The sequence below is a fragment of the Herbaspirillum sp. AP02 genome (assembly GCF_015767275.1).
GTDB lineage: Bacteria > Pseudomonadota > Gammaproteobacteria > Burkholderiales > Burkholderiaceae_D > Herbaspirillum.
This window is the reverse complement of sequence record NZ_JADWMY010000011.1, coordinates 1-22,307: the sequence shown is the minus strand read 5'-3', so window position 1 is coordinate 22,307 and position 22,307 is coordinate 1. Positions and strand designations below refer to the sequence as shown.

General features: G+C 61.9%; 21 protein-coding genes. 15 read left to right on the top strand and 6 right to left on the bottom strand.

Annotated elements, in window-relative coordinates:
- The first annotated feature begins 33 nt into the window (after positions 1–33).
- From I5R65_RS19600 to I5R65_RS19545, 12 genes are all read left to right on the top strand, one after another.
- Positions 34–831, top strand: a complete 798-nt coding sequence (locus I5R65_RS19600; RefSeq protein ID WP_180666766.1) for an amino acid ABC transporter permease — start codon at positions 34–36, stop codon at positions 829–831.
- Positions 828–1,481 (top strand): amino acid ABC transporter permease, encoded by a 654-nt coding sequence (locus I5R65_RS19595; RefSeq protein WP_180666764.1) that lies wholly within the window; start codon positions 828–830, stop codon positions 1,479–1,481. Before I5R65_RS19600 ends, I5R65_RS19595 begins: the two co-directional genes overlap by 4 nt.
- A complete protein-coding gene (locus I5R65_RS19590) occupies positions 1,465–2,259 on the top strand; it encodes an amino acid ABC transporter ATP-binding protein (RefSeq protein ID WP_231395257.1) in 795 nt (264 codons plus the stop codon). Before I5R65_RS19595 ends, I5R65_RS19590 begins: the two co-directional genes overlap by 17 nt.
- A gap of 90 nt (positions 2,260–2,349) precedes the next feature.
- Positions 2,350–3,114, top strand: a complete 765-nt coding sequence (locus tag I5R65_RS19585; RefSeq protein ID WP_370460927.1) for a transporter substrate-binding domain-containing protein — start codon at positions 2,350–2,352, stop codon at positions 3,112–3,114.
- Between the two features lie 393 nt (positions 3,115–3,507).
- A complete protein-coding gene (gene dapA / locus I5R65_RS19580) occupies positions 3,508–4,395 on the top strand; it encodes a 4-hydroxy-tetrahydrodipicolinate synthase (protein ID WP_180666760.1) in 888 nt (295 codons plus the stop codon).
- Positions 4,396–4,427: 32 nt separating this feature from the next.
- Positions 4,428–5,597, top strand: coding sequence for an iron-containing alcohol dehydrogenase (locus I5R65_RS19575; RefSeq protein ID WP_180666758.1), 1,170 nt, complete (start codon positions 4,428–4,430; stop codon positions 5,595–5,597).
- Positions 5,594–6,904 carry a four-carbon acid sugar kinase family protein gene (locus I5R65_RS19570; RefSeq protein ID WP_180666756.1) on the top strand — a complete coding sequence of 437 codons (1,311 nt, stop codon included), beginning with the start codon at positions 5,594–5,596 and terminating at the stop codon, positions 6,902–6,904. The genes I5R65_RS19575 and I5R65_RS19570 overlap by 4 nt, the downstream gene beginning before the upstream one ends.
- Positions 6,901–7,911 carry a 4-hydroxythreonine-4-phosphate dehydrogenase PdxA gene (gene pdxA, locus I5R65_RS19565; RefSeq protein ID WP_180666754.1) on the top strand — a complete coding sequence of 337 codons (1,011 nt, stop codon included), beginning with the start codon at positions 6,901–6,903 and terminating at the stop codon, positions 7,909–7,911. The genes I5R65_RS19570 and pdxA overlap by 4 nt, the downstream gene beginning before the upstream one ends.
- Before the next feature lie 95 nt (positions 7,912–8,006).
- Positions 8,007–9,452: a sodium:solute symporter family protein gene (locus I5R65_RS19560; RefSeq protein WP_180666752.1), complete on the top strand. Its 1,446-nt coding sequence runs from the start codon at positions 8,007–8,009 to the stop codon at positions 9,450–9,452.
- 31 nt (positions 9,453–9,483) lie between these two features.
- Entirely contained in the window at positions 9,484–10,668 is a 1,185-nt protein-coding gene (locus tag I5R65_RS19555) for an exo-alpha-sialidase (RefSeq protein ID WP_180666750.1), read from the top strand.
- Positions 10,669–10,700: 32 nt separating this feature from the next.
- Positions 10,701–11,162 carry a nuclear transport factor 2 family protein gene (locus I5R65_RS19550; protein ID WP_180666748.1) on the top strand — a complete coding sequence of 154 codons (462 nt, stop codon included), beginning with the start codon at positions 10,701–10,703 and terminating at the stop codon, positions 11,160–11,162.
- A gap of 112 nt (positions 11,163–11,274) precedes the next feature.
- Complete coding sequence (locus I5R65_RS19545) at positions 11,275–12,051, top strand: DeoR/GlpR family DNA-binding transcription regulator (RefSeq protein WP_180666746.1); 777 nt, start codon at positions 11,275–11,277, stop codon at positions 12,049–12,051.
- Between the two features lie 24 nt (positions 12,052–12,075).
- On the opposite strand, the gene I5R65_RS19540 is transcribed toward I5R65_RS19545, so the two are convergent.
- Positions 12,076–12,804 (bottom strand): FadR/GntR family transcriptional regulator, encoded by a 729-nt coding sequence (locus tag I5R65_RS19540; protein ID WP_180666744.1) that lies wholly within the window; start codon positions 12,802–12,804, stop codon positions 12,076–12,078.
- A gap of 462 nt (positions 12,805–13,266) precedes the next feature.
- Here I5R65_RS19540 and I5R65_RS19535 point away from each other — a divergent pair, with 462 nt between their 5' ends.
- Positions 13,267–14,523, top strand: a complete 1,257-nt coding sequence (locus I5R65_RS19535; protein WP_180666742.1) for an MFS transporter — start codon at positions 13,267–13,269, stop codon at positions 14,521–14,523.
- A gap of 84 nt (positions 14,524–14,607) precedes the next feature.
- Here I5R65_RS19535 and yfcF read toward each other — a convergent pair whose 3' ends face one another.
- Positions 14,608–15,279, bottom strand: a complete 672-nt coding sequence (gene yfcF / locus I5R65_RS19530) for a glutathione transferase (protein WP_180666740.1) — start codon at positions 15,277–15,279, stop codon at positions 14,608–14,610.
- A gap of 439 nt (positions 15,280–15,718) precedes the next feature.
- Here yfcF and I5R65_RS19525 point away from each other — a divergent pair, with 439 nt between their 5' ends.
- Together I5R65_RS19525 and I5R65_RS19520 are read left to right on the top strand one after the other, a co-directional pair.
- Positions 15,719–16,021, top strand: coding sequence for a type II toxin-antitoxin system MqsR family toxin (locus I5R65_RS19525; RefSeq protein WP_370460920.1), 303 nt, complete (start codon positions 15,719–15,721; stop codon positions 16,019–16,021).
- A 1-nt stretch (position 16,022) separates the two neighbouring features.
- Positions 16,023–16,505, top strand: a complete 483-nt coding sequence (locus I5R65_RS19520) for a type II TA system antitoxin MqsA family protein (protein WP_180666738.1) — start codon at positions 16,023–16,025, stop codon at positions 16,503–16,505.
- A gap of 17 nt (positions 16,506–16,522) precedes the next feature.
- Here I5R65_RS19520 and I5R65_RS19515 read toward each other — a convergent pair whose 3' ends face one another.
- From I5R65_RS19515 to I5R65_RS24490, 4 genes are all read right to left on the bottom strand, one after another.
- Positions 16,523–17,254, bottom strand: coding sequence for a GntR family transcriptional regulator (locus I5R65_RS19515; RefSeq protein ID WP_180666736.1), 732 nt, complete (start codon positions 17,252–17,254; stop codon positions 16,523–16,525).
- Between the two features lie 349 nt (positions 17,255–17,603).
- Positions 17,604–18,188, bottom strand: coding sequence for a 3'-5' exonuclease (locus tag I5R65_RS19510; RefSeq protein WP_180666732.1), 585 nt, complete (start codon positions 18,186–18,188; stop codon positions 17,604–17,606).
- 292 nt (positions 18,189–18,480) lie between these two features.
- The gene (locus tag I5R65_RS19505) at positions 18,481–21,243 is read right to left on the bottom strand and encodes a DEAD/DEAH box helicase (protein WP_231395256.1); all 2,763 of its coding nucleotides are present in this window, start codon (positions 21,241–21,243) and stop codon (positions 18,481–18,483) included.
- The coding region (locus I5R65_RS24490; protein ID WP_196872207.1) for a DNA methyltransferase at positions 21,243–22,307 on the bottom strand (1,065 nt) is incomplete at its 5' end. The genes I5R65_RS24490 and I5R65_RS19505, both read right to left, overlap by 1 nt.

Below are 22,307 nucleotides of genomic sequence, written 5' to 3'. Positions count from 1 at the left end.
CCGGTTTCCTTCCACCTTGATGGACCGGCAGCCATGAACTTTTCTCTGGATTTCTCACCACTCGTACCTTATTGGCCGGTGTTCCTGCGCGGCGCCTGGCTGACGCTAAGGATGACCAGCGTGGCGGTCATCGCCGGGGTGACCATCGGCATCTTCGTCGCGTTCGCCAAGAACAGTCGCAATCGCGTCCTCGCCACCGTCTGCAGCGGCTATATCGAGGTGGTGCGCAACACCCCCTTTCTGGTACAGATATTCCTGTTGTACTTCGGCCTGGCCAGCCTGGGCGTGCGCATGCCGACCTTTGCGGCGGCCACCCTGGCGATGGTCGTCAATATCGCTGCCTATGCGGCCGAGATCATTCGCGCCGGCATTGATTCGGTGCCGCGTGGCCAGATCGAGGCGGCGCAATGCCTGGGCCTGTCGACCTGGCGCATCCGCTGGCATGTGATGTTGCAGCCAGCCATCGAGCGCGTCTACCCGGCACTCACCAGCCAGTTCCTGCTGATGATGCAGGCCTCGGCGATGGCCTCGCAGATTTCGGCGGAAGAGCTGACGGCCATCGCCAATACCGTGCAGTCCGATACCTTCCGTTCGCTGGAAACCTATATCGTGGTGGCGCTGCTGTATCTGGTGCTGGCAGTGCTGGTGAAGCTGATCGCCTATGCCGTGGGCGAGACCATCTTCAAGCGTCGCCGCATCCTGCGCCGCGCTGCCGCCCTGGGCCGGCGCGGCCTGGCGGGCGATCCGCCCGGCCCCGCGCCGCTGGCACATGCGCCCTACGTGCATGCACCGTCGCGCCTGCGCGCGCGGGTCGAAGGGAGGGTCTCGTGATGGGCGGCTTTACATGGACCTATTTCTTTTATCTGGTGCAGTCGATCGGCTGGACCCTGGTGCTCTCGGCGCTGGCCTTCGTACTGGGCGGCGTGGGCGGTTTCCTGTTGATGCTGGCGCGCATCTCGCCCCGGGCCTGGCTGCGGCGACCGGCGCTGCTCTTCATCGAATGCATACAGGGCATTCCGCTCTTGATCCTGTTGTTCATCGTCTACTTCGGGTTGTCGGTCTACGGGCTGGTGCTGCCGGCGCTGGTGGCCGCCGGCATCGCGATGATGATCTATGCCAGCGCCTACCTGGGCGACATCTGGCGCGGCTGCGTGGAGGCCATGCCACGGCCGCAGTGGGAAGCCTCCGAATGCCTCTCTCTGACGCGCTGGCAGACGCTGCGCCTGGTCATCATCCCGCAGGCGGTTCGCTTGTCGCTGCCTCCCACCATCGGCTTCCTGGTGCAACTGATCAAGATGACCTCGCTGGCCTCGGTGATCGGTTTCGTCGAGCTCACGCATGCCGGGCAGATCATCAACAACTCGATCTTCCAGCCCTTCCTGGTATTCGTGCTGGTCGGCACCTTCTATTTCCTGCTCTGCTATCCCTTATCGCGCTGGAGCGCATCCATGGAGAGAAAACTCAATGTCGGCAATCGTTAATCCGGAGACGGTGACGCACCTGCGTTCCGTTGCACCCGCCCAGGAGGTGCAGCCCGTCATCGTCAGGCTCGACCAGGTCTACAAGAGCTTCGGCGACAACCAGGTCTTGAAGGGCGTCTCCTTCGAGGTCGCGCGCGGCGAGATGATCGCCATCATCGGCGCCTCCGGCTCGGGCAAGAGCACGGCGCTGCGCTGCATCGACCGGCTGGAGACCATCGACTCCGGCAGCATCGAGGTGGCCGGCATCCGCGTCGATGATCCCCAGGTGGACCTGCATCGCCTGCGGCGCGAGGTGGGCATCGTCTTCCAGAGCTACAACCTGTTCCCCCACCTGAACGTGCTGGAGAACGTGATGCTGGCCCTGCGCCACGTCAAGCAGCAGGACAAGGCCGAGGCGCGGCGCGTGGCACTGGCGGCGCTGGCCCAGGTCGGGTTGGACGAAAAGGCCGCAGCCTATCCCGAGCAACTGTCCGGCGGCCAGCAGCAGCGCGTGGCCATTGCACGTTCACTGGCGATGTCGCCCAAGGTGATGCTGTTTGACGAAGTGACCTCGGCGCTGGACCCGCAACTGACCGGCGAAGTGCTGCGCGTGATGGAAGATCTGGCCGCCAACGGCATGACCATGCTGCTGGTGACGCACGAGATGAGCTTCGCCAAGCGCGTGGCCGACCGCATCATCTACATGCATCAGGGCCGGGTCTGGGAAGTGGGCCCCGGCGAGATGCTGGACCATCCGCATACCCCCGAACTGCAGGCTTTCCTGGCTGCCGACCTGTAACGTCACCGACGTCCTTTGCTGCATCACCCATATCTATAACGGAGACTAGACATGCCCTTACCATCCTTCCCCCGCTGGACCCCTACGGCCATGGCCGTCATCCTGCTTGGCCTGGTGACCCAGAATGCACTGGCCGACCAGCTGGACGATATCCGCAAGGCCGGCAAGATCCGCATTGCCACCACCATCAGCACACCACTGTTCGGCTTCACCGACGACAAGCTGCAACTGGCCGGCTCCGACGTCGATGCCGCGCGCCTGCTGGCGCAGGATCTCGGCGTGCAGCTGGAGCTGGCCGGCGTCACCAATGCCGCCCGCGTGCCGACCCTGCAGGCCAATCGTGCCGACATCGTGGTGGGCTCGCTGTCGATCACGCCTGAGCGTCTCAAGGTCATCGACTTCTCGGTGCCGTATGCCGTCATCAGTCTCATCATTGGCGGCCCCAAGAGCGTGGCCGTCAAGGAGTATGCCGACCTCGCGGGCAAGCGCGTCGGCGTCACCCGCGCCACGCCGAATGACACCTTGACCACGCAGAACGCCAAGGGCGCCGAGGTCGTGCGTTACGAAGACGATGCCACCCTGATCACCTCCATGGTGACCGGTCAGGTCGACCTCTTCTCCAGCACGCCGTCCAACCTGCAGGAAATGCAGAAGAAGGTCCCCGCCAAGAACCTGGAAATGAAATTCGAGCAAAAGGCCTTCGACCTGGGCATCGCCATGAACAAGAACCAGCCGCGCCTGAAGGAATGGATCGATAACTGGGTCCGGACCAACCAGAAGAACGGCAAGCTCAATGCCATCTACAAGAAATACCACGGCCGCGACCTGCCACAGGCGATCCAGAATCCGCAGTAGGCAGGCGGATCGGGAAGCGGTCCCCAAGCCGCTGCGAGATCAGGACCGGGGTGCTTATCCCCGGTCCTTTCTATTTCCAGCGACTGATCGAAGGGCAGGGTAGGAGGCTTCGGAATGACCGACTCGGTCGTTTTTCAGGCCGATTCTTCCCGCCAGGAAAGAATTCATCATTACTATGCCGTGATTAGTGAATATTTCGATCAAAATATTCGCCGAGACTCTTGATTTCGCTTCTGGAGCAGGTTATCTTGATCAAAAAAATCGTTGAGTCACCACCGAGCCACTTGTTCTCTACAGATAATGATCGAAACGATCATTTTGGCAAGGTGGAAGGACTCTCATCCACTGGGGCCGGACTGCACCGGTCGCCACAAGAACAGACGGAGATATCACATGTCGCTGCACTTCAAGGGCATCGTCCCTGCACTCATCACGCCCCTGACCCCGGACCAGGAAATCGACGAAGCGGGCTTGCGCACGCTGGTGGATCGCCTCATCGCGGCCGGCGTGCATGGTCTTTTCGTGTTGGGGACCAATGGTGAGTTCATCTCCCTGTCCGAGGCCGAAAAGCTGCGCGTGGCCCGCATCGCCGTGGATCAGGCAAAGGGCCGCGTGCCGGTCATCGCCGGCACCGGTGCCTATGCCACCCGCGAGGTGATCGCCCTGAACAGCAAGATGCAGGACCAGGGCATCGAGGCGGTCTCGGTGATCACACCCTATTTCAACGGCGCCACCCAGGCCGAGCTGTTCAAGCACTACGACAGCATCGCCCGCGCCACCTCGCTGCCGGTGATGCTCTACACCATCCCCGCCAAGACCGGCGTGCAGTTGAACATCGACACCGTGCGCCGTCTGTCGGAAATCCCGAACATCCGTGGCATCAAGGACAGCGGTGGCGACTTCGACCGCCTGCTGCAGTTGATCAACCTCAAGCGTGACGACTTCGCCGTCTTCACCGGCACCGACTCCATGATCCTGTGGACCCTGATGGCCGGTGGCGATGGTGCCGTCGCCGCGACCACCAATGCGGTACCGAGCGTGGTGATGTCGATCTGGAACCACTTCCACAAGGGCGACATCGCCGCCGCCCGCCAGGCCCAGGAAGCGCTGCGCCCGTTGCGCGACGCCTTCGCCCTGGGGACCTTGCCGGTGGTGCTCAAGACCGCCGCCGGCCTGCTGGGCATGCCGGCCGGCCCGGCACGCTCGCCCGTGCTGCCGCTGGACGAGGCCGCGCTGGACAAGCTCAAGAAGGCCATCGCCGCCTATCCGCGCGTGGCCTGAGTTGCCCGCGCCTGCCTATCCGAGGATCGACCATGAGTACTCCCTATCACTTCCAGACCGTCAAGCATATCGTGCACGGTCCGCACAGCCTGGATCAACTGGCCGACAAGCTGGCGCTGCTGGATCGCCCGGTGCGCCGCATCGCATTGATCACGCAACCCATCATGGAACAGAAGGGCGTGGTGGCCCGCGTGGTCCAGGCCCTGGCGCAGCACGATGTGCAGACCCTGGTGGTGCGCGACGTGCAACCCGAGCCGACCATCGAGAACGTGGAAACCGTGTTTCGCGAGCAGATCGCTCCCTTCGCCCCGGACGCAGTGCTGTCCATCGGCGGCGGCAGCGTGCTGGACGCGGCCAAGCTCTTCGCCGTGCGCCTCACCAACGAAGAGCCGTTGCGCCAGTGGCTGGGCGTGGACCTGATCAAGCGCCCCGGCGTGCCGCTGGTGCTGGTGCCGACCACCTCCGGCACCGGTTCGGAAGTGACCCCCAATGCCATCGTCACCTTGCCGGATGAAGAACTGAAGGTCGGTATCGTCAGCCGCCATCTGCTGCCGCAACTGGTGATCCTGGATGCCACGCTCACCATCGGCCTGCCCAAGCCCATCACGGCGGCCACCGGCATGGATGCCTTCATCCACGCACTGGAATCCTATATTTCCACCAAGGCCAATCCGGTCAGCGACATGTTCGCCATGGAATCCATGCGCCTGATCGGCGCCAACCTGGTGGAGGCCTACCAGAACGGCGAATCGCTGCCGGCACGCCAGGCCATGCTGATGGGTTCCATGTATGGCGGCCTGGCGTTGACTGCGGCCGGGACGGCGGCGGTGCATGCACTGGCCTATCCCCTGGGCGGCATGTTCAACATCACCCATGGCGTGGCCAATTCCATGCTGCTGCCGCATGTGATGGCCTTCAATCTGGATGCCATCGTCGAGCGCCTGGCCAAGGTGGCGCATGCGCTGCAGATCGCGCGCCACGACGATAGCGACCAGGCTGCCGCCGACAAGCTGCTGGCGCGCCTGCGTGAATGGACCGCCGTGCTGGAGATTCCGCAGGACCTGCGCCAGTTCGGTGTCTCCGAAGAACACCTGGAACCGCTGGCGATTGCCGCCGCCAAGGTCAAGCGCCTGCTGGGCAACAATCCCAAGGTGTTGGGCCATGAGGATATCAAGGCCATCTACCAGAGGCTGCTGCCATGACCCTCGGTGCAGCCGGCCGCACACGCCTGCTGATCCTCGGTGACGATCTGTCCGGTACCGCCGATTGCGCCGTCACCTGCGCCCATTTCGGGCTGGACAGTGTGGTGGCATTGGGCAGCGGCGCCGATGCGTCGTTGCAGGCCGTCGACGTGCTGGCACTGGATGCCGACACGCGTGGACTGCTACCGGGCGATGCCGCCCGTCTCAATACGGCGGCCTGGCAAGCGCACCAGAGTGGTCGCAAGCTCTACAAGAAAATCGATTCCACCCTGCGCGGTAACGTGGCCGCCGAGATCGCCGCGCTGACCGGGGCCGGCATGGCCATCGTGGCGCCGGCTTTCCCGGCTGCCGGCCGCACCACGGTGGAGGGCCGGCAATACGTCTTCGACGTGCCGGTGGAAGAATCCGAAGTCTGGCGCAACGAACGCATCGCCGGCCGCGCCGACCTGGTTGCCATGCTGCGCCAGGCCGGCATGAAGGTGGCGCTGCTGGGGCTGGAGACTCTGTATCAGGGCCTGCAACAGGTGCGTCACAGCATCATTGCCTGCCAGGCCGATGGCGTGCAGGCACTGGTCTGCGATGCCCGCACCGTGCAGGATCTGGAGTGCATCGCCGAGGCCTCGGCCGCGTTGGACGGACTGTACTGGGTGGGGTCGGCCGGGCTGGCCACGCCGCTGGTGCGTGCCTGGCAAGCTGCGGTGGCCGTGCCGGTGCAGGTGCCGGCAGCCACGTTCGGTGGCGAGGCTACTCATACCGGCGGCGTACTGGTGATCGTGGGCAGCATGTCCAGTGTTTCGCATGCGCAGGCAGGAGCCCTGGCCGAGCAGGCCGGCGCCGATGTCCTGGCCTGCAGCATCGATGCGACGTCCTTGCTGGACCCCATGTCCACCCGCGCCCGTGAACTGGCGCAGCTGGTCGCGCAGACCCTGCAGCAGGGACGCAGCGTGCTGGTCACCGTGAGCCAGGACCAGCGCGCCGCCGTCAGCGACGGCGCACGCCTGGCGCGGCAACTGGCCGAGCAGCTGGGGCCGGTGGCACGACATGCCAGCGCGCTCATCGCCACCGGCGGCGAGACCGCCCGTGCCATGCTGACCCGCATGGGCGTGCAGCAGCTGGGCATCGTCAGCGAGATCGACACCGGCGTGCCGCTCATGCGCGCACGCCATCTGGACCGGGATTTCCCGGTCGTGACCAAGGCGGGTGGCTTCGGCCGGCCCGACACCCTTTATCGCGCATGGCGGCAACTGGCCGCCGGGCGACCGGGGGCTGCGCTGGCAGCGCCCATATCCACTGGAGAAGAGTTATGACATACCGTCCGGTTATCGGCATCACCATGGGCGATGCCACCGGCGTGGGGCCGGAGATCATCATGAAAAGCCTGGCCCGGCGCGAAGTCTATGATGGCTGTCGCCCGTTGGTCATCGGCGACGCCAAGCGCCTGCGCGATGCCGGCCGCATCACCGGGGTGGACCTCACCGTGCGCGCCATCGCCAGCCCCGCCGAGGCGCACTTTTCCTTCGGCGAGATCGACTGCATCGACCTCGGCCTGATCCCGGTCGACCTGCCCTACGGCCAGCTCTCGGCGGTGGCCGGCAATGCGGCCTTCCAGTACATCGCCCGTACCGTGGAGCTGACCTCGGCCGGCGAGCTTGATGCCATCTGCACCGCCCCGCTGAACAAGGAAGCGCTGCATGCGGGCGGCCATATCTTCCCCGGTCATACCGAAATCCTGGCGCACCTGACCGGCATTCCCGAAGTGTCGATGATGCTGGTGGCGCCCAAGCTGCGCGTGATCCACGTGACCACCCATATCGGCCTGCTGGATGCCATCAACCGCATCGAACCGGGGCTGGTGCAACGGACCATCGAACGGGCGCACGACACCCTGGTGCGCGCCGGTATCACGCAGCCGCGCATCGGCGTGTGCGGCATCAATCCGCATGCCGGCGAGAATGGCCTGTTCGGTTATGGCGAAGAAGAAAAGAAGATCATCCCGGCCGTGGACCTGCTCAAGGCGCGTGGCTGGGACGTCGAAGGTCCGCTGCCGGCCGACACCCTGTTCTATCGCGCCGGTCGTGGCGATTTCGACGTGGTGGTGGCCATGTACCACGACCAGGGCCACGGACCGGTCAAGGTGATGGGCCTGGAGGCGGGCGTGAACGTCACCGTCGGCCTGCCGGTGATCCGCACTTCGGTGGATCACGGCACCGCCTTCGACATCGCCGGTCGCGGTATCGCCGACGAAGGAAGCATGCTGGAAGCGCTCAAACAGGCACAAGACCTGGCCACGCGCCGCGCTGCCCTGGCAGCGTGATGCAAGAGACCGGCGCCGCAAGCCTGCGGCGGCCGGTCTGACAAGAAAATCATCTAAAACGTTATCCGATCTTCGAGGATCGGGAGGAGAACACAATGAACCAGTTTGGAGCATTGGACACGGCCATCATCATCGCGATGGTCGTCGTCTACATCGTTGCCACCTCGTGGCTCAGCATCCGCCTGCGCAGCAAGACCACCGGCGAATTCATGGTGGCCGGTCGCGCCGCCCCGGTGGTGGTGATCGCCATCCTGCTGATGTCTGAATTCATCGGCGCCAAGTCCACCATCGGGACCTCGCAGGAGGCCTTCAATGTCGGCATCGCCGCTTCCTGGTCGGTGCTGGCGGCGGCCATCGGCTTTCTGCTGTTCGGCCTGTTCATGGCCAAGCGCCTGTACAAGTCGGGTGAATTCACCATCTCCGGCTTCGTCGCCCAGAAATACGGCAAGACCGCCAAGCTGGTGGTCTCGGCGGTGATGATCTATGCGCTCCTCATCGTCAACGTCGGCAACTACGTCAGCGGCGCGGCGGCCATTTCCACCGTGCTCAAGGTCAACCTGCCGACCGCCGCCGTCATCACCGCCATCGTCAGTACCATCTATTTCGCCTATGGCGGCCTGAAGAGCGTGCTCTACGTGACCATCTTCCACAGCGCCATGAAGATCTTCGGCATCGGCATCCTGGTGTGGGTGGCGCTGTCCCTGACCGGTGGCATCGCGCCCATGGTCAATACCATGCCCGAGCACTACTTCACCTGGAAGGGCGCCCTGAATGGCGGCACCATCGGCGCCTGGGTCATCGGCACTTCCGGCGCGATCTTCTCCACCCAGTTCATCATCCAGGCCATCTCCGGCGCCCGCTCCGGGGAAGATGCCCGCAAGGCGACCCTGGTGGCCGCGGCATTGTGCGTTCCCATCGCACTGGCCCTGGGCCTGCTGGGCGTGGCGGCCAAGTTCCTGTTCCCGGAGATCAAGGGCCTGTACGCACTGCCGGTCTTCCTGCAGCATATGCATCCGGTGCTCTCGGGCGTCGTCACCGTGTCGCTGGTGGCCTCCATCTTCGTGAGTGTGAGCACCGTGGCACTGGCCATCGCTTCGCTCATCGTCAAGGATTTCTACGTGCCGCGCTTCAAGCCTTCGCCCGAGCGCGAGCTGGTGGCCATCCGCTGGATTTCGCTGGTGGTGGGCTTCGTGCCGCTGATCTTCGTGCTGTTCGTGCCGCAGATCCTGGCGCTGTCCTTCTTCACCCGGGCGCTGCGCCTGACGGTGACGGTGGTGGCCCTGATGGGCATCTACCTGCCGTTCTTCAACAGCAGCCGCGGCGCCATCTCGGCGCTGGTGCTGGCCACCGTGGCCACCACCGTCTGGTACTTGCTGGATAACCCCTTCGGCATCGACAACATGTATATCGCCCTGGTGGCCCCGGCCATCGTGATGGTGATCGAGCGCCTGATCTTCCCGGCTGCGCCGACTGCCACCGAGCACGCCACGGCGCACCCCACCACGCCCGAACTGGCGGCCGGCAGCCGGCAGCAGCATTGAATCGCTCCAAGTCAAGAAAGAGGATGACAAGATGAACCCGTCCACTCCCGCCGCCGGCCAGGTCCTCCAGGCCCACGGTGATGATGCCCGCCGCGAGGCGCACCTGCCGGCGCTGACCGTACAGAACCATGCGGCCAACCTGATCGCGCTGTCCAACGGCGACCTGCTGTGTGCCTGGTTCGGTGGCACCCAGGAAGGTATTCCCGATATCTCGATCTACCTGTCGCGCCTGGACGCCGGCAGCCAGATCTGGAGCGTACCGGTGCGCCTGTCGGAAGATGCCAGCCGCTCCGAGCAGAACCCGGTGCTGTTCGAAGCGCCCGATGGCAAGCTGTGGCTGATCTATACCGCACAGTTGTCGGGCCATCAGAACACCTCCATCGTACGCCGCCGCGTCTCCTCCGACATGGGCCGGACCTGGGGGGCCATCGAGACCTTGTTCGACACTCCCGGCACCTTCGTGCGTCAGCCCATCGTGGTCGCTGCCGATGGCGCCTGGCTGTGCCCGGTCTTCATGTGCCGGGTGGCCGAGGGGGAGCGCTGGTCTGGCAACGATGACATCAGCGTGGTGATGCGTTCCACCGATGGCGGCCAGCACTGGCGCGCGCACGAGGTGCCGGGCAGCGTGGGCTGTGTGCACATGAACATCCAGCCGCTCAAGGAGGGTGGCTTCCTGGCGTTGTACCGCAGTCGCTGGGCCGATCACATCTACAGCAGCCGTTCGGCCGATGGCATCAGCTGGAGCGCGCCGCTGCCGCTGGACCTGCCCAACAACAATTCCTCGATCCAGTTCGTGGCGCTGGCCAATGGTCATCTGGGACTGGTGTTCAACCACAGCAGCGCGGCCAACAGTACCGAGCGTCGTGCTTCGCTGTATGACGACATCGAGGATTCGGAAGACAGCGGCAGCCTGGTCACCCAGTCGGCCTCGCAACGCGGCGTGGCCTTCTGGGGCGCACCGCGTGCGCCGATGACGCTGGCCATCTCCCACGATGGCGGCCGCAGCTGGCCGCTGATGCGCAATCTGGAAGTGGGAGACGGCTACTGCATGACCAACAATTCGGCCGAGAAGCTCAATCGTGAGTATTCCTATCCCTCTATCGTGCAATCGGCCGATGGCAGGCTGCATATCGCCTATACCTACTTCCGCCAGAACATCAAGTACGTGACCGTCGAGGAAGCCTGGGTTGCGCAGCCGGTGGCGGCTGCGGCCTGATTGGCTGATTACATTATTCGCAGGAGACAAGCATGGACAAGCAAATCATCACCCGCAGGGAGGTCCTCGTGGCATTGGGAACAGGCATCGCCGCCGTCGGTGCGAGCGCGCCAGCCGTGGCGGCCACGGCAGCCGATGCGGCCTCGCTCGAAGCCGCCAGCGAGGCGCTGCGCCAGGCGCTGGAACAGGGCGACGGCCCGGCCCTGCAGACCCTGCTGCATGAGCGCATGACCTATTCCCACTCGGATGGCCGGGTGTGGACCAAGGCGGTCCTGCTGGAGGCCATCGCTGGCAAGCAGCGCTACCTCAGTGTGCGTACCTCGGCGCAGACGGTGGAGGTGGCGGGCAGCACCGGCATCGTGCGTCACACCTATGACGTGGTCAACAACGACGAGAAGAAGAGCACCGGCCATCTGAAGGTATTGCTGTGCTGGGTCAGCCAGGGGCAGGGCTGGCAGATGCTGGCACGCAGCGCCACCACCGTACCGGCCTGAGCGATACGACCGGCGCAGTCCCGGAAGCGGTGAACCGCCTCTGGAAGCCGGTATACTCCTTGCCTGCCATCCCCGCCGGGATGGCGGCAACGACAACCCGAGACTGCACCCTATGAAAGTTACCCGCCGCCGCGAGGCCATGGTCCAGGCCGTCCTCTCGGGGATGACGGAAGTGACCGCACTGTGCGACCACTTTGGCATCTCCGAAGTCACCGTGCGCCGCGACCTGCGCGCACTGGCCGATGAGGGCCTGATCCTGCGTACCTATGGTGGCGCCGCCTCGGTCAGCCTGCATGCCCCGGAAGAGTCGCTGGAGCAGCGCAGCCACAGCTTTCAGGCCGAGAAGGATGCCATCGGTGCGGTGGCCGCAGCCTGCGTGGTCGATGGCGACACCGTCTTCCTCGATGCCGGCACCACCACCGCGGCCCTGGCCAAGGCGCTGGTGCCGCGTACGGGTATCCAGGTCATTACCAACAACCTGCTGGTGGTGCAGACGCTGGCCGGCAGCCAGGTCGGCGTGACCCTGATCGGCGGCGACGTGCGTCCTACCAGCATGAGTACCTTCGGCCCGATCGCCCAGCTGGGGCTGACCCGGCTGACCTTCGACAAGGCCTTCCTCGGTGCTGACGGCGTGGTGGCCGGACGCGGCCTGTGCGAAGCCACGGTGGAACAGGCCTATCTGAAGGAATGCATCATCCGTCAGGCGGCCACGGTGTTCGTGCTGGTCACCGCCGACAAGCTCAATCGCGACAGCCAGCAACACTGGACCCCGGTGGAAAAGCCCTGGACCCTGATTACCGATGCCCAGCCCGGCCATGCCGGGCGGCACAGCTTCGAAAACCTGCCAGGAGTGAAAATATCTTCAGTCGAGGTACCGCACTCGGCCTGAGCCCGGGCGGCGTGATGGCGTGATTCAGCCGCCCTCGAAGATGCGCAGCCGCGCCAGGTCGATATGCGCGCGCATGGCCGCTTCGGCCCGCTCGCGCGAACCCTCCGCGATGGCCTGGACGATGGCCTGATGTTCGTCATCGATGATCTGGATGCGCACGCTGTCCTGCGGCGAACCAAGGTTCTGCGCCAGCTCCATGCATTGGCGTATCGGTCCCAGCGCATGTTCGATGGTGGAGATGAAGAAGGGGTTGCGGCTGGCGCGGGCGATGGCCATGTGCAGCGCCAGATCTTCCTCGACCCCGGTCTGCCCCTTCAGTTGCGCACTCCGCAGCGCCTGCAGGCAGGCGTGCATCAGGCGCACGTCTTCTTCCTGGCGCGCCTGGGCGGCGATGCCGGCCGCGCCCACTTCCACGCATTCCCGAAAGGCGTAATAGCGCTCCATGTCATGGATGCTGGCAATCTGCGCCGGTACGCTGTTTTGCAGGGAAGGCAGGCGCTGCACGTAGTTGCCGGAGCCACGGCGCGACACCACGATGCCCTCCGAGCGCAGCCGCGACAGCGCCTCGCGCACCGTGGTGCGGGAGGCCTGGTAGCGCTGCGCCAGTTCCACCTCGGTCGGCAGCCGGCGGTTCTCGCCCAGTTCGCCGCGCAGGATGGCGGCGATGATCTGCTTGCAGATATGTTCGGAGCGGCTGAGCTGGCCGGCCGCTGGAGTTGGAGCAAGGGGCGGCGTTGTGCGAGATTCTGACATGTACGATGACTGCTGCCGTTGAGTTCTTCTTCGGACACTATGAAGGACTCGTCTTGCCGGCGCAAGCAAGCGATACCGAAAGATGTTGCAATTTGCACAACGGCGTCGGAAAGCCCGCTAAAAAGCACTTACAGACCGGAAGACGGCCCAAATCCGGTTGACTTCGCACACGCTGCTCATTAGAGTTGTCCACCTGCATTCGAAATTAGTCCGACTAATTCACTGAAAACTTATACGACATCGTATAATTGCAGCCATAAAAAAGACAACAGCAGCCAGCATGGAGACCGGTATGAACCCAAGATCTGCCTAGTTTCTCTCAAGCTTCCGGCCGTCCTCACGACGGCCTGGCCTGCTTCCCTGCGCGTCATCCACCGTCGTCCGGCCTGCCCGGCGTCGCGCGCAGCAGGGACGGCCTGCTGCAGTACTGCCCATTTGAATAAAAATCCTTTTGGAGACGCCATGAAGTACGTAAGAGGAATCCGCTGGTACATGGTCACCCTGGTGACCCTGGCCCTGATCGTCAATTACCTGGCCCGCAATACGCTGTCGGTGGCCGCACCGACCATGATGAAAGAGCTGGACATGAGCACCCAGCAGTATTCCTACATCGTGGTCTCGTGGCAGATCTGTTACGCGCTGATGCAACCGGTGGCCGGCTACATCCTGGACGCGGTGGGGACCAAGATCGGTTTCGGCATCTTCGCGCTGGCCTGGTCGCTGGTGTGCGCCGCCGCCGCCATGGCGACCGGTTGGCAGAGCCTGGCCTTTTTCCGGGCGCTGCTGGGTGTCACCGAGGCGGCTGGCATCCCGGGCGGGGTGAAGGCGTCCACCGAATGGTTCCCGGCCAAGGAGCGCTCGGTGGCCATCGGCTGGTTCAACATCGGCTCCTCCATCGGTGCCCTGTGCGCACCGCCCCTGGTGGTGTGGACCATCCTGCATGGTGGCTGGCGGATGTCCTTCGTGGTGGTGGGCGTGCTGGGGGTGATCTGGTTCGCGCTGTGGATGCTGTTCTACAAGAACCCGCGGGACCAGAAGCTGCTCTCGCCGGAAGAACGCGCCTATATCCTGGATGGCCAGGAAAAATCGCCCGAGAAGGTGCAGCGCGAAAGCTGGTCGCTCATCGTGCGCAGCCGCAACTTCTGGTCGATCGCCATTCCGCGCTTCCTGTCGGAACCGGCCTGGCAGACCTTCAATGCCTGGATTCCGCTGTACATGGCCACCGAGCGTCACATGAACATCAAGGAAATCGCCATGTTCGCCTGGCTGCCCTTCCTGGCGGCCGATATCGGTTGCGTGCTGGGCGGCTACCTGAGTCCGTTCTTCCACAAGCATCTCAATGTGTCGTTGTTCACCTCGCGCAAGCTGGTCATGCTGGTGGGCAGCCTGGCCATGATCGGGCCGGCCTGCGTGGGTTTCGTGGATAGCCCCTATGTGGCCATTGCGCTGCTGTCCATCGGTGGTTTCGCCCACCAGACGCTGTCGGGTGCGCTGTATTCGATCACCTCCGATGTCTTTACCCGTAACCAGGTGGCGACTGCCACTGGCTTGACCGGCATGAGCGGTTACCTGGGGGCGACCTTGTTCACGCTGCTGTTCGGCATCCTGGTCACGCAGATCGGCTATGGCCCGCTGTTTGTCCTGCTGGCGGTGTTCGATCTGGTGGCCGTGGCGGTGGTGTTTGCGCTGGCCCGTCCGCGTGCGCAGGCGCTGGCCTGAGGATATTGCAGGGGGGAGTAGGGCGGGGGCGGCGTCGCAGGACGCCGCCCCTTTTTCATGGGTCATGCGACCTGCACGCCTGGATCAGTGTGCCAGTGGCGGGCGCTGCAGCGCCACCCATTCCTGCACGGCCGGTCGTTGCCACTGGGCTTGCGCATAACGTTGCAAGGCCTCCGGCACCGGGTCACCGTGCAGGGCCAGGCGGTTGATCATCAGTGCCAGGTCGGTATCGGCAATGCTCCAGTCATCGAACAGGCATGACGCGCCTGGCGCCAGCAGGCTTTCGGCCAAGCGGAACAGCCGGGATGCCGCCGCCTGCGCGGCCGCCGTCAGCGGCGCCTTCGTCGCGCCATAGAACAGCACCTGCGTATTGCGCTCTTCACGAATCGGCATGAGGTCGCTGCGCAGCCAGGCCTGCACCTGTCGCGCCCGTGCGCGCTGCGCGGGGTCTTGCGGATAGAGGCGCGGGCCGGCGAAGACCTCGTCCAGGTATTCAGTGATGGCCGAGGACTCCGACAGCGCCAGCGTGCCGTGCTGCAGCGTCGGCACGCGTGCCGTCAGAGACAGCTCGGCATAGGCCGGTGCCAGGTTGGCGGCGGCGTCGAGATCCACCGTCTGCAGCGTGAAGGGCAGCTGCTTTTCGCGCAGGGCCACGAAGACGGACATGGCGTAGGGGCTGGCGTACTGGGCGTCGGCATAGAGCTGCAGCGTATCGGCGGCTGCTACGGCCTGGATTCCGGTAAAACTGTTTTGCATGTGTACCTCTTGAAGAACGGTTGAAGAAAGCCGTCCCGCCGGCGCTGCCGGGCGAGGTCTGAAAAGGGGAAATGCTGCTGCGATCCAGTCCCGCCAGGCGATCCGCCGGACGGGACGTGACATCCCCGTCAGCGGAGATGCCGTTTTTTGGTATTCAGCCCGCACGCGCGCAGGCCCGCCGCCGGGAGGGCTGTGGACTTACGGGTGATGGATCGCTTCAGATTCATGGTGCGGGAAGTGATGGGCTGAGTGACGATAGTAAACGAGATCTCCTCAGCATTTCAAACCATCTGTCTGAAATCCGCACAAGTCGCACCACACTCCCTCCTTCGCTCCACCTCTCCTGTCGCACACATCAGTCGTATCCGACCATGTTGTGCAGTTTTCTCGAACAACTTTCGCCCATATCACCTTGGTTTATGTAACCAGGATGGTTACCATGCACATGGAAAAGCACACGCCTCACCGCAAGCTGTACCAAATCCATTCACTGCTCGCCCAGGGGCGGATCCGCAAAACCGCGACGGCTATCCTGGGCGCCGCAGCATTGGGCATGGACGAATCCGAGATGACCGCAGTGGTGGCAGCGCTCAAGAGCAGTGATTTCTACAAGAGCATGACCAGCCACCAGGATCACCGGATCTGGCATGACGTGTACTGCCCGCTGACCCGTCATGGCGTGCTGTACATCAAGCTGACCGTGCTGGATGACGTATTGATCGTAGCGTTCAAGGAGAGATGAGATGAACTGTCCCAGTTGCGGCGGTGCAGAGATGGTCCGCGCCACCCGAGACCTGCCCTATACCTATAAGGGCGAGACCACGCTCATCGTGGGCGTGACAGGTGACTATTGCCCGCTCTGCGGTGAATGCCTGCCCCTGCCTGCGGAGGAAGAAAGAGTCTCCTCCGAGGCACTGGCCTTCAACAAGGAGGTCAACGCCGGCCTCATCGATCCGGCCGAGATCACCGCGGCACGGGAGCTCCTGCAGTTGGGCCAGCGCGAAGCCAGCTTGCTGTTCGGCGGCGGCATCAATGCCTTCAACCGTTACGAGGCCGGGAAGATCAAGCCGCCACGCGCATTGGTATTGTTGCTGCGCCTGCTGCACAAGCATCCGGAACTGCTGGCAGAGGTAAGGGCCGTGACGAACGATGTAGCGCGCCCGCCTCACATACTTGAAATCCGGGAACCACGGGCCGCCCGGCTGACGCAAGGTCGACGCAAGTAGAGTCCCGGCAGCTGCCGCTAGCGAATCTCTGCGCTATACCTGAACTTGCTCGCCGCGCCCCTGGACTGCCGCCACTCCAGCGGTGTTCCGTCCGAACCGAAGGCGATGCGTTCGATCACCACCACCGGCGTCTTTTCCTTCAATCCCAACAGGCGCGCCTGCGCCGCCGTCACCGTCTCCACCGTCAGGGTCTCGCGGGCCGAGGCCACGATCAGGCCGCATTCACGTTCATACAGCGGATAGAGCAGGTCACCGAAATCTTCCGGCGCCTTGTCGGCCAGGGCCTTGAAGCGCTGGGCGCAGAGATAGATGTTCTCGGCCAGCACCGGTTGATCATCCACCGTGCGCAGGCGCAGCAGTTCGATCACCCGGGCATGGGGCTTGAGGTGCAGGGCCTCGACCACCTGGCGCGGCGCTTCGATGGTCTTGCGACCCACGATGACGCTCCTGGGGGCCAGCGGCTGGCCCTGGGCGGACTCGAAACGGAAGAAACGGAACAGGGAATTGTCGAAGCGCGCCTTGCGCACGAAAGTCCCCCGGCCATGCGTGCGTTCCACCAGCCCTTCGGCAATGAGCGTTTCGATGGCGCGGCGCACCGTACCCACTGCCATCTGATGGGTCTGGCTGAGCTCCGCTTCCGAGGGAATGGCTTGACCCGGTTGCCACTTCTGGGCGCGGATCTGGGCGGCCAACAGGTCGCGCAACTGGAGATAAAGCGGCAGGCGCCCATCGACGGACTGGTCAGGCATGGTGGAACTGGCCTTGCATGGATGAAAGGGGCTCAGTCTACCCGTGGCGCGGCTTGCCCACAACGGTGGGGTGAACAGTCCGGCGCCGTACCGGCAGGTACAGCGCAGCCTCCATTGCCTTGTCGCTGCGTCGCCACGATGATGCACCTGACCCATGGCGGCTACCAGAAACGGCCTTGCCATGGGAGATTGCGCCACGTGGAAATCCTCAAACTTACGCTGAGTACGACGGCTTTTTCAATCAAACACTTATCACCAATCATCAACTATGATCGGGAAGCCAAAATCTGCAAAAAAGAAGTGAACTTTAGTATTGATGAAGGCCTTGAAGTGGATCATTGCTTCATCATTAAATAACGCCGCGCGCTTGGCCATGTGCCGAAATCGTGGCATTCCCCAAAACCCACGGTATCAGCCTGGCAATGTTGACAGCATCGTCCAGCCCTCGATGATGCTGCCCTTCCATGCTATTACCGGTGAGCGCGCACGCCCGAACCATCCCAACTTCCTTGCCAATTCGCTGGGTCTTTGCGAACAGACGCTTAGCATTTTGATGGGGCATGACCAACGGCATAGCAATCCCATGACGCTCGGCGTCTCTGCTTAGCTGCTTGTTATCGTAGCTTCCCCAACTCATCCAAACAGTATCGGTCGACCCTACGTTGTTGGCAAATGCCTGAAGCGCTCGTGCCGCGACAGGAAACAGAGGTGCCTGGTCGACTTCTGCTTGAGTGATTCCAATTAATTGCTTGCAAAATGGTGTGAGTATTGGCTGCATCAGCGGCCTTACTAGATGCTGAAACCGCTCAAGGACTGCGCCGTCTTGGGTGGCCCAACAGGCCCCGATTTCAATGATTTCCATTTCTTCCGGCGCGATACTGCCGTCATCCGCGCAGGTCGCTTCAAGGTCAACTACCAAAAATCGCTTTTCCATTTTTTACCAAATAGCTTCTATTGATTAAAGAAAGCACTCCTGATGTATGTCGCCGAAGAGAAATTTAATATTTCTGGGACCAATCGTATTGAAAAATATTTAATTCCAAGTAGAAAGACCGCCGGAATCGATTATTTTAAAATGGGCAGTTGAATAAAAGGCGCATCGTTGGTCAATTGCACGGGAGATTCGTGATGCGACTTGGTGTCCTTGCTATGATATCGAGGACGCCGCCCAGAGGTTCTTTTGTTTCAGCCGGGCGGATCGTCAGTACTCGACTCTCTTCGTTAAGTCAAACGGGTTGACAAGTATATTGAGACGCCTTCAGCTTGATCTGAATGGCCTGCAGCTCTGATAATTTAAGCACGTCGCCCAAGCTGCCGTTTTCATTCACCCACCGGAGGCGATTGCCATCAGGCGTGAGGAACAAGACCTTGCCGTAAGCGGTTGGGAAGTGTTGTGATTTACGTGAAGCATCCTTGGTACTTTCCTTTGTTTCCAGTAGTCGCTGCATTGGGGCTTCACCGGGCGAATGCGAAATACAGACGACGAAATCCGGATAGAAGTAGTGGTCGTGCTCTGCACGCACTACGCGTACTGAGTACGGTTTTTTATCCGGGTTCCGATGCCACCAGTGAACGAAGTCGGCGTCGTCTAGCGCTCGGGCGAACGCCTGTTCCAGGTTATTTAGCTTCACCCATCCATCATAGCGACCGACACTGAAGGTGCTACCGTCCTCCAATGTGAATATCCGATCTGTCCACCAATTGCGTTCATCCATAAAGAGTACAGTGTCCACTGCCTCAGCGAGCTCGGTGGAAGGCGGCAAGACGCCATAGATGTTTTTTCTAGAAGTTTCTAATGGGAGGTCTTCTGGGAAGATCATCACGTTGGGCAGGGGCTGGGCATCGACTTGCTTGGCCTGGTCGGCAATGGATTGGAAGATCGCTTCGCGAAGTTCCTGTGCACAGTCACGAATGACCCAATGGGCGGCATCTCGGGACATTCGGACAAGGTCTCTCTCTGAGAGAGCTACTTGCGAAGGAGCGGCCTGAAGAGTTAAATCCAACGTGGGCCTCAAGCGCGCAGAAATAGTTTGTACGATGATGCGATAGTCCTCTTCCTCTGCATGCGGGAGCTCCTGCAGAGCAGTCATCGCCTCGCGCGCCAAAGCTGCTCGATCGGTGACAACCAGGATGTCCTCAGCGTAATTGGTACCTTCGGTGAGTTCCCGGTGAAGTTCTTTTTGCAGCACGCGGTTGAGTGCCGCATTTACTGCCGACTGAGCCAGTGTCGAGCTTACCTCTAGAGACTGGGCGACTTGAAGTGAGATCGCAGATAGATCGACCAGCGAAGGCTTTTCCTCAGACTTGAGGGCCGCATTCAGAGTGGGTACGTTCTCCCTTCGGTGAAAAGTCTTCAGCCTGTTCTCGGTCAAAGCCTCCAACACCTCCGAGCGTGTGCGCGGTTTATGGATGCGTGATGACTTTTTCTGTGCGGGTTCTGTAGCTTGGGTGTCCAGAGCCCAGGTAGGATCGCCAAACAGATCTTGTCCCCAAGTTTGTTGGTTGCCGCTACTTGCTGGAGGCAGCCATGACTGCGATGGTGCTGCGGAGTCGGAGGCTAAAGTTGGGGCAGTCATTTGAGTGTCAGGTAGCCCCATGCTATAGCTTAAGGGTTGCTCTACGGTTGGCCGGTTGGTGTAGACGAGGCCTCCCGCAACCGTGTGGCGGATTAACAGCTTCTCAGTTTGCCCTTCCAGCTGGCTCTTAACCGCGCTAGTGGCTTGTACAGCCGCTTCAAAGCCTGCTTGCGCCTGAGCATTCCCTAGGTAGACATAGGCGGTGTTCAGCTCGGCCGGGATGTGCTGTGGCTTCGGAAAACTGTCGCGAACCTGTCGTGCTACGCGCATGACTCGGCCGATGAATTGCATGGCGAAGTCCGTGTCATTGACGGGCTTTGTGCTGGCCAGAACGAAGGCGCGTGGCGCGTCAAAGCCCGTACCTGCTGACTGCTTGAAAATTAGCACCTGTTTGGTGGTGTCGTTGGCAATCGCTGCCATCAACACAGGGTCTGGCTCATCCGCAGAGTGCTTTCCAATGGCTTCGGGCGGCACGTTGCACTGTCGCATCAGCTCCTCAGCCGCCTCCTCTACTGCGCGTTCACCATTAGCGACCTGCACTAGCAACAAGGGTGTGCAAGCGATACCCGCTTGCTGCAATCTTTGACCGATCAACACATTGCGCGCCCAAGCCTGGCGCAGTACCGTGCGCCGCAGGTCGGTCACTTGTTGCATGGTTGTGCCCAAGCTGTACACCACTGCTTCGATGTATTGCTTGTTCAGCCGGGCCTTAACAACGTCGTCGCGGCTGACTGAGAAATGTTCTTGGCCGCTGTAGCCGGCGTGAGCCACGAAGTCGGTCAGCCGCTGGTCCTTTGGAGTGGCTGTAGCCATGAGCAGGTAGTCGGCCTGCAGCCAGTGTGCAAACTTGCCGAATTCAGTGCTCTTGTCCAGGCCGATGTGGGCTTCGTCTACTACTAAGCCAATTTGTAAGCCTTTCGCGCGTGCGCGGGCAACTAGCGCCGCCAGAGTACGCACGTCGTCGTCGGCATCGGCGTCATAGCCTTTGGTTCGCCATTGAGCGCGAGCTACGCCCTGAGCAGTGGAAATGAGCACCGTCCCAGCGCCGAGGTCCTGATTGCGCCCTTGTGAGAAGAGTACGGGTGACAAATCTGGGGCGTGATGTAAAAGCGAGTCCAGTGTTTGCCCCACGAGCGTTACGAAGGGAACAAACCAGAACCACAACACATCACGCTGCGCCCCTATGCGTTGCAAAACCTGGCCCATGACAAATGTCTTGCCCGAGCCAGTGGGCGCACGCAGCAGGCAGGGAGGTGCTGGCGTGCGAAGCAGAGCCTTGCTTATGTTGTCCATCAGCTCCGCCTGGAATCGCTCGGGTTGGTGCGTTGAGGTTTGGACCGGCAGGTCCAGAGCGGCTTGGAACTTGGGTTGTATCTTAGGCATCGATGTTGTCGTGGTGTCGGACATATTCATTAGCGGCCTCCCTGGCCTTGAATCAGTGCTTGGCGTAGAGTGTGGACTTGCGCCTCTACTCCTCGCTCAGCCAGCAATTCGGCCAATGCTTTAGGGCGTGGGGCGTACACTATCAGTCGTGCCACTTGGTACTCGTTTGGCAGGCCACATAACTGGTCCAGCACCTGTCCGTTGACGACGGAGCACAGTGCCATTAGCCAGTCTGCGCTCTTCGCGATAAGGTGGATTGGGCCGCTTTGATGTGCCACAGCTACCGTCGCGGCATGACGCAAGGTCAACAGAGTAGCTGCATGTTCTGCTGTGGCATCTAGGGCCACATCCGCAGCATCCAGTTTGTCGAGTTGGAGGTAGGCGAACTCTCCCCCTCCCGCTACGCTGTGGCCATCCTTGGTGCCATAGCCTTGAATAACGCGCCGTATGCGAGCCGCACAAACATCGCGGCACAAGTTTTTGCTGGGCTCCTTGTCGTTAGCCTCGGTACTGCTGCACAGGATGAAGCGGCGTTCCCCTCCGTCTTCGGCATTCAGTTCGAGGATAGCTTGCCCTGTAGTGCCGCTGCCAGCGAAAAAGTCCAACACGACGTCCGACGGCTTTGTGGCTTGGGCGAGAAGGCCCTTTATTAACGAGATGGGCTTGGGATATGGAAACGCATTGAATCCAAGAATTTCATTTACCGAGTGCTCACCCGTACCGCTACGTTGAGCAGCGAGTCCGACAGTGAACTCGTCTAAAATTTCTTCTTCAACCGCCCCACGCACCCAGCTGGATACAGGGCGAACCTCGCTTTGCAGGTCTGATAAATGTCGCTTAAACCATGGTCGGTCAAAACCTATTGGCTTTCCAACCCAGAAGTCCAGATCTGGTAACTCGGCAGTCAGAAGAGGAGTCTTAGTTTTAGGTCGGACCGGTACCCGCCCAGTGGAAATGGCGTTAAGGAGTGTTGATTTGCTCGCAGAATTGACCCTCGCCATCTGACCCACTTTCCACTGCCTTCCGAAGGCAGCTACGCGGTCATACGACCCCTCATATCCCAGCTCTTTCAGGTCCAGGAACATCTGTTTCAG